Raw genomic sequence first — 7,436 nt, forward strand, 5'->3', positions numbered from 1 at the left:
GAAAACCCTCTTCTGCACATTCGCAAAAGAGGGGATATCGTCGTTATTCCACAAACAGTGATACTCGCTCAAATCCCGCATCTGAAATGCGAATCAAGCCCGTATCCGATATATGCAAGGTCGGTATGACGACCAGAGCAAGCAAAGACAATGTCATAAAGGCGTAGTTCATCGTGCAGCCCGCTTTCACCAATGCTTGGCTAATCTCCATGGATTGCTGCACAACTGTTTCATAAGGCTCGGTCGACATCAATCCAGCTAAACGCAGCGGAAGCTCCACAATTTCGCCGTCTCCAGTCACGACAGCGATACCACCTTGCATGCTGATCACAGCATTGGCTGCTTGTGCCATCCGCTCATCGTCGTTTCCAATGACAAGCACGTTGTGGCAGTCATGGGCGACAGTCATGGCAATCGCTGCTGGCTGGTCAAATCCGACATTGCCGACAATCCCGATGCCTGAACCGCCAGTTTTCCCATGGCGTTCGAAAATAGCCATTTTGCACAACTTGCTCTCTGGCGTAATCTGAAGCTCACCATTTGCGACAGCTACATCGACAAACACTTCGTCCGTTTCTACGTGATTTTCACGGACAACTGCCACGCGCGTCTTGATCGTCCCAGACGGAACAGGGGTCTTGATGATGAAGTCAGATGGAGTGAGCTCAGCCTTGATTTTCACAGAGTTGACAGCAAATGCAGGGTATGGGAACGGAGGAAGTTTGAGCGTCATCTCACCGTTTTCCGCCACTACTTCACCGCGTGCGATCGTCATTACGACATCCACATCAGCCAGATTTCCGTCGAGCAAAATCATATCGGCGATGATACCCGGTGCGATCGAGCCTACATCTCTTGCGACACCGAATCGTTCTGCTGTATTGATGGTCGCCATCTGGAAGGCAGTAACGGGCTTCACGCCTTGCGAGATCGCGTGTCTGACGATGAAGTTCATATGACCTTCTTCTTTCAACGAATCACAGATGCGGTCATCGGACACGAGCATCATCCGGCGGGAGTCAATGCCCTGTTCGGTGTGTGCTTTGATCGTTGCTGCAACATCGTGCCATGCAGAGCCGCGGCGCATTTTGGCATACATGCCGAGGCGTACGCGCTGTGCAACATCTTCGCTGGTCACACACTCATGGCAGCCGGTTACACCCGCAGCGGCATAAGCAGCCAGACGTGGATCACTTGACGGCCATGTATAATGACCATCCACTACTTTTCCTGCCCGCAGTGTCGCTTGAATCTCTCCAATCATTTTCGGGTCTCCGTACACGACACCAGGGAAATTCATGACTTCTCCGAGTGCGATCATATCTGGTCCCCAGCTCAAAGCTTCCGCGACCTCCGCTGGTCCGAATTCTGCCCCAGCCGTTTCAAAAGAAGCATCCGTTGAAGGGACGCAGGAAGCGACCTGCATGTAAGCAGCCATCGGTGTTTGTCTTGCCTCATCCAGCATGATGCGCAAACCTGGTAGACCGAGAACATTCGAGATCTCATGCGCATCGAAAAAGCCGCCTGTCGTTCCGAGCGGCAGTACCGCATGGGCGAACTGCGTCACGGACAGCATGCTGCTTTCGATGTGACAGTGCCCGTCCAACAGTCCTGGTGCCATATATTTTCCTTTTGCATCGATGATCTTGGTGGATTCATCCGTCATCCCTTCCACAAAAGGACCAACATAGGCGATACGGGTGCCAACGATAGCCACGGACATATCCGGCAAGATTTCACCGGAGAGAACATTGACGAGAGTGCCGTTATGGATGAAGAGGGTCGCTTTTTTCTCCCCTCTGGAAAAGGCAACGAGATCAGGAATGCAATCTTCGAGTGGAGGTCTTGCAAAGGACGAATGCTGCTGTGTCATGTTTACTATCACCTCATGCTGGATTTGGGTTTTTACATATAGTACACATCGAAGCGGAAGGAAGCTAGTTTTCTTTTATATAAAATTTGAAAAAGAGGCTTCGTCTCCTATTTTCCGTTTATGTACTAGCTAAAGTGCAAAAAGGGTCTTGTGATCAAAATAAAACACCTCCCATTTTCACCGATGTTGAAAGTGAAAACAGGAGGCGCTGCTTAGTGTTCTGCTACCTCTATTTCATTTGTCTTCGTTTTCCGCAGTTTGTAAATCACGACGAGTAAAATAAACCACACAGGTGTGATGAACAAGGCGACTCGTGTATCTTCCGCGAGTGCAAGGACGACCAGAATGAAGGCAAGGAATGCCAGGATCAGGTAGTTGGCAAAAGGATAGAGCGGCATTTTAAACGAATTCGCTTTTGCTAAATCTGGTCTCGTTTTGCGATATTTCAAATGACAGATGACGGTGATTCCCCAAATAAAGATAAAGCAAACGGTCGACACGCTAGTGATCAGTGTAAATACGCCTTCGGGCATAACGTAATTCAATACAACGGCGATAAGGATAACAACCGACGAAAAGAATAGTGCATTTGCCGGGACCTTGTTGGCAGTCAGTTTGGTAAGGGGCACAGGTGCATTCTTTTCTTTGGCAAGGGAGTAAACCATCCGGCTTGTACTAAAAATGGCGCTATTACATGCGGAAGCGGCGGATGTCAGTACCACGAAGTTGACGATACCGGCAGCGGCTGCAATGCCAATCGCTGCGAAGACCTGCACGAATGGACTCTCCAACGGGTTGATCGCGTTCCAAGGATAAATGCTCATGATGACGATGAGTGCGCCAACGTAGAAGATCAAAATCCGAATCGGGATTTGGTTAATTGCTTTTGGAATGACTCGTTTTGGGTCTTCCGTTTCACCGGCTGTCAGACCGACGAGCTCGATCCCAACAAATGCGAACACGACCATTTGGAAGGAGAGAAGGAACCCGTTGAAGCCGTTCGGGAACAGACCGCCATGGCTCCAAAGATTCGTGAAGCTGGACGCACCTGCATTCGTAGAAAAGCCCTTGATGATCATGAAGATGCCGACAAAAATCAGGGCGAGAATCGCGATGACCTTTACGAGCGCGAACCAAAATTCCATTTCTCCAAAAAGCTTCACTGTCGCCAGGTTCATGATTAACAAAATCACGAGGGCAATTAAGCCTGGCATCCACTGCGGTATTTCCGGAAACCAGTATTGCGTATACAGACCAACCGCTGTCAGGTCAGCCATGGCTATGGAAATCCAACAAAACCAGTAAGTCCAGCCCGTGACAAATGCGGCCATATTCCCCAAATAGTCTTTGACGAAATCCACAAAAGAATGGTAGTCCAAATTGCTCAAGAGGAGCTCCCCGAGTGAGCGCATGATTAAAAAGCAGATGATACCCGTAATCAAGTACGCAAATAAGATGGATGGGCCGGCCAAATGAATCGATTTTCCTGCGCCCAAAAATAATCCTGTTCCGATTGCTCCACCGATCGCGATGAGTTGTACGTGTCTGTTTTTTAGACCTCTCTCCAATTTTTGATCCTGCATACGATCCACCTCTCTATATTTTTAGTTAGTTTTTAATTTTTAGATTTTTATCAAACAGATAATGTTCATATTAACATAACTATAGTTGTTTCACATATGTTTATTTATTTTTATAGAAAAAAAGCTTTTAATTATGAACGAAACAGTAACATTTTGGAAGTGTTGGCTTTTTTAAACAAGAGCTGCACTTTTTTTGTATTTCAGAAAAAAGAATATATTGACATGGTAATGGAAATCATTTAATTTTGCATTAGGGCAACTTTTTTATACTAACGCATATTAGTTTGTTCAGGTGAATATTATTGGTACAAGACTACTTTGTTGTGTGTAGGCATATGTGCATAAAGGAATTACCCGTTTCACCATCGGTTTTTCGGGCGGGATCATATAACGGGCTATTATTTGGAGGGAAAAAATCATGGATTCTGCTATCGCTGTAAGGGACCTGCATGTCTCTTACTTTGGGAATGAAGTTGTTCGGAATGTTTCGTTTGATGTTGAACTAGGGAGCATGGTTGGAATCATCGGTCCAAATGGGGCAGGGAAGTCAACCCTGATCAAAGCGCTCTTGGACCTCATTCCGAGAGATAAGGGGAATGTGCGGATTTTTGGGAAAGAGACAAATGAATTCCGGAAGAAAATCGCCTATGTACCACAGCGGAGCATGATTGATTGGACATTCCCGATCACCGTCATGGATACAGTATTGATCGGGACATACCCAAGTGTCGGACTGTTCAAATTTCCGAAAAAAAAGGAAAAAGAGTGGGCGATGGAATGCCTGAGAAAAGTAGGGCTAGAGGATTTCCGCGACAGGCAGATTGGGGAGCTCTCCGGCGGGCAGCAACAGCGTGTCTTCTTGGCAAGGGCACTTGCGCAAAAACCAGAGCTGCTGCTTCTGGACGAGCCGTTTGTGGGAATTGATGTGGCGAGCGAGGATACAATCATTCGCATCTTGAAAGAGCTGCAGTTTCAGGACAAAACGATTGTCGTCGTCCATCATGACTTGTCCAAAGCATATGCGTATTTTGATCAGCTTCTTCTAATGAACAAAGAATTGATCAAGTACGGGACGGTCGATGAAGTGCTGAATCGAGAAGTCATGTCGAGAGCATATTCCTATCAACTCCCATTTCTCGAAAAGACCGAGGTGCTTGCATAATGGATTTCTTGATGGCAATTGGACAGTATGAGTTTTTGCAAAAAGCATTGTTTACATCTGTAGTGGTTGGGTTAATCTGCGGCGTCATCGGTAGCTTTATCATTTTGCGGGGAATGTCTTTGATGGGGGACGCCATCTCACACGCTGTTTTGCCTGGGGTGGCCCTCTCCTATGCTTTTGGAATCAATTTCTTCGTGGGCGCAGTTTTAACGGGTGTGCTCACCGCTGTTGGAATTGGCTACGTGAGCCAAAATAGCCGCATCAAGAACGACACAGCGATTGGAATTTTGTTCACGTCCGCTTTTGCAGTCGGGATCATCATGGTTACGATGCTGAAAAGCAGTACCGATCTGTATCACATTTTGTTCGGGAATGTATTGGCTGTGCGTTCTTCAGACATGTGGGTGACGGTTGGCATCGGGGTCATCGTCATCGTGACAGTCTACGCTTTTTTCAAAGAACTGTTACTGACTTCGTTCGATCCGACCATTGCGGCTGCCTACGGTTTGCGTAACAACCTCATTCATTACTTGCTGATGACCTTGTTGACGATGGTAACTGTCGCTTCCTTACAAACCGTGGGAATCGTGCTCGTCGTCGCCATGCTGATTACACCGGCAGCTACCGCTTATCTTTTGACGGATCGTTTGTCGATCATGATCTTTTTGGCTGGCGGTTTTGGAATGCTGTCTTCGGTTATCGGCCTTTATTTTAGCTTTACTTATAATTTGGCCTCTGGTGCCACGATTGTCGTGGTTGCAACTGTGTTCTTCTTCCTGGCCTTTCTCTTCTCCCGAAAACACGGGGTGGTATGGAAATCAATCCGAGCCCGCCAAAAACGAGTCGAGCTCTCAAAGTAAAGGAGAATTATCGTTATGAAGAAGTGGAATCTGTTTTTCGTTTTTCTTATATCAACCGTATTAATGGCAGCGTGTGGTGCTCCGCAAAGTGCGAACGAGCCCACGAAATCAGATAGTGACAAGCTGCAGGTCGTGACCACGTATTCCATCCTGTATGACATCGTGAAAAACGTTGGGGGAGATCGGGTAGAGATCCATAGTCTTGCTCCGATTGGCTCCAATCCGCATGAATATGATCCATTGCCTGCTGACGTGCAAAAAACGACGGATGCAGATGCTGTTTTCTACAACGGCTTGAATCTGGAGGCGGGTAACTCTTGGTTCAATAATCTCATGACCACAGCGGGCAAATCAGGTCCGGATGCACCCGTGTTCCGACTCAGTGAGGGCGTAGCTGCCAAGCACTTGACAACCAAAGGCAAAGAGAGCGAAGAAGACCCGCACGCTTGGCTGGATGTACGCAATGGGATCAAGTATGCGGAGAATGCAAGAAATGCCTTGGTTAAGGTGGACCCAGCGCACAAGGAAACGTATGAGCAAAACGCCAAGAAGTACATTGAACAACTGACATCTCTGCACGAGGAAGCAGTTAAGCAATACAACCAGATTCCGAAAGAACAGCGTTTGCTTGTGACGAGCGAGGGAGCGTTTAAATATTTCAGCGAAGCGTACGATTTTGAAGCAGCATACATTTGGGAAATCAACTCGGAGAACCAAGGAACGCCAGAGCAGGTCACACAGGTGGTTGATACGATCCGCGCGAAAAAAATCCCGGCTCTGTTCGTAGAGACGAGTATCGATCCGCGTAGCATGGAGATGGTATCGAATGAAACGGGTGTACCGATTGTCGGGAAAGTATTTACGGACTCTCTCGGAAAGCCGGGAGAAGATGGCGATACGTACATCAAAATGATGGAATGGAATATCAAGACGATTTACGAAGGATTGACTAAGAAATAAGATTCGTAAAAGCAAAGCACAGCTCTCCTAATGAGGGGCTGTGCTTTTAAATTCTTCCACTGCTTAACATATCTCATAAGATTGAGGTATAATAGGCTAGTGTGTAAAAGGAATCCGGAGTATTCATATTTAATCTGTCATATTGAAAGAGAGTGGGATTATGGGTCGTAAGTGGAACAATATTAAAGAGAAGAAAGCTTCTAAAGACGCGAGCACCAGTCGTATTTATGCGAAGTTCGGGAAGGAAATTTACGTGGCGGCAAAGCAAGGCGAGCCGGACCCAGAGTCCAACCGTGCTCTGAAGGTCGTCCTGGAGCGTGCTAAAACGTACAGCGTACCGAAAGCGATTATCGACCGCGCGATTGATAAAGCAAAGGGCGGCTCTGATGAAACCTTTAGCGATCTGCGCTATGAAGGCTTTGGGCCAAACGGTTCCATGATCATCGTGGATGCACTGACCAACAACGTAAACCGCACAGCTCCTGAAGTGCGTGCCGCTTTCAACAAAAATGGCGGTAACATGGGCGTATCCGGTTCGGTTGCTTATATGTTTGACCCAACAGCGGTATTTGGCTTCGAAGGCAAATCTTCTGATGAAGTACTGGAACTCTTGATGGAAGCGGATGTAGACGTGCGCGACATTTTGGAAGAAGACAGTGCTGTCATTGTTTACGCAGATGCAGAACAATTCCACGCTGTACAAGAAGCACTCAAAAATGGCGGTGTCACAGAGTTTACAGTAGCTGAATTGACTATGCTTCCGCAAAACGAAGTAACGCTGACAGAAGATGTACAAGCTCAATTCGAAAAGCTGATCGATGCTTTGGAAGACTTGGACGATGTGCAGCAGGTGTACCATAACGTTGATTTAGGTGAATAATGTTTTCAATGGAGAAGACCTTTGTTTTAGGACAAGGGTCTTTTTTATGTGGCTGCGTATTGGCTGCGGTGAAGAGAAGAATATTTCCAGTCTAGGCTCCAGGCTCCGTCCTGCTGGG

6 protein-coding genes are annotated in these 7,436 nt (G+C 47.1%); 4 read left to right on the forward strand and 2 right to left on the reverse strand.

What is annotated here, in order from left to right; genetic code table 11:
- Positions 1 to 43: 43 nt before the first annotated feature.
- Together PMI05_RS16565 and PMI05_RS16570 are read right to left on the reverse strand one after the other, a co-directional pair.
- Positions 44 to 1,873 (reverse strand): adenine deaminase, encoded by a 1,830-nt coding sequence (locus tag PMI05_RS16565; protein WP_007723884.1) that lies wholly within the window; start codon positions 1,871 to 1,873, stop codon positions 44 to 46.
- A 212-nt stretch (positions 1,874 to 2,085) separates the two neighbouring features.
- The gene (locus PMI05_RS16570; RefSeq protein WP_007723887.1) at positions 2,086 to 3,456 is read right to left on the reverse strand and encodes an amino acid permease; all 1,371 of its coding nucleotides are present in this window, start codon (positions 3,454 to 3,456) and stop codon (positions 2,086 to 2,088) included.
- Positions 3,457 to 3,874: 418 nt separating this feature from the next.
- Between PMI05_RS16570 and PMI05_RS16575 the strand changes: the two genes are divergently transcribed.
- From PMI05_RS16575 to PMI05_RS16590, 4 genes are all read left to right on the forward strand, one after another.
- The gene (locus PMI05_RS16575; RefSeq protein WP_007723889.1) at positions 3,875 to 4,618 is read left to right on the forward strand and encodes a metal ABC transporter ATP-binding protein; all 744 of its coding nucleotides are present in this window, start codon (positions 3,875 to 3,877) and stop codon (positions 4,616 to 4,618) included.
- Positions 4,618 to 5,478 (forward strand): metal ABC transporter permease, encoded by an 861-nt coding sequence (locus PMI05_RS16580; protein ID WP_007723891.1) that lies wholly within the window; start codon positions 4,618 to 4,620, stop codon positions 5,476 to 5,478. Before PMI05_RS16575 ends, PMI05_RS16580 begins: the two co-directional genes overlap by 1 nt.
- A 15-nt stretch (positions 5,479 to 5,493) precedes the next feature.
- Entirely contained in the window at positions 5,494 to 6,438 is a 945-nt protein-coding gene (locus PMI05_RS16585) for a metal ABC transporter substrate-binding protein (protein WP_007723892.1), read from the forward strand.
- Between the two features lie 160 nt (positions 6,439 to 6,598).
- Positions 6,599 to 7,318: a YebC/PmpR family DNA-binding transcriptional regulator gene (locus PMI05_RS16590; protein WP_007723894.1), complete on the forward strand. Its 720-nt coding sequence runs from the start codon at positions 6,599 to 6,601 to the stop codon at positions 7,316 to 7,318.
- Positions 7,319 to 7,436 lie beyond the last annotated feature (118 nt).

The sequence above is a fragment of the Brevibacillus sp. BC25 genome (assembly GCF_000282075.1).
Classification (GTDB): domain Bacteria; phylum Bacillota; class Bacilli; order Brevibacillales; family Brevibacillaceae; genus Brevibacillus.

What these genes read in the sequence shown, in the direction of transcription:
- PMI05_RS16580 (WP_007723891.1), top strand. Translation starts at nt 4,618, where the DNA reads ATGGATTTCTTGATGGCAATTGGACAGTATGAGTTTTTGCAAAAAGCA.
- PMI05_RS16575 (WP_007723889.1), top strand. Translation starts at nt 3,875, where the DNA reads ATGGATTCTGCTATCGCTGTAAGGGACCTGCATGTCTCTTACTTTGGG.
- PMI05_RS16565 (WP_007723884.1), bottom strand. Translation starts at nt 1,873, where the DNA reads ATGACACAGCAGCATTCGTCCTTTGCAAGACCTCCACTCGAAGATTGC.
- PMI05_RS16590 (WP_007723894.1), top strand. Translation starts at nt 6,599, where the DNA reads ATGGGTCGTAAGTGGAACAATATTAAAGAGAAGAAAGCTTCTAAAGAC.
- PMI05_RS16585 (WP_007723892.1), top strand. Translation starts at nt 5,494, where the DNA reads ATGAAGAAGTGGAATCTGTTTTTCGTTTTTCTTATATCAACCGTATTA.
- PMI05_RS16570 (WP_007723887.1), bottom strand. Translation starts at nt 3,456, where the DNA reads ATGCAGGATCAAAAATTGGAGAGAGGTCTAAAAAACAGACACGTACAA.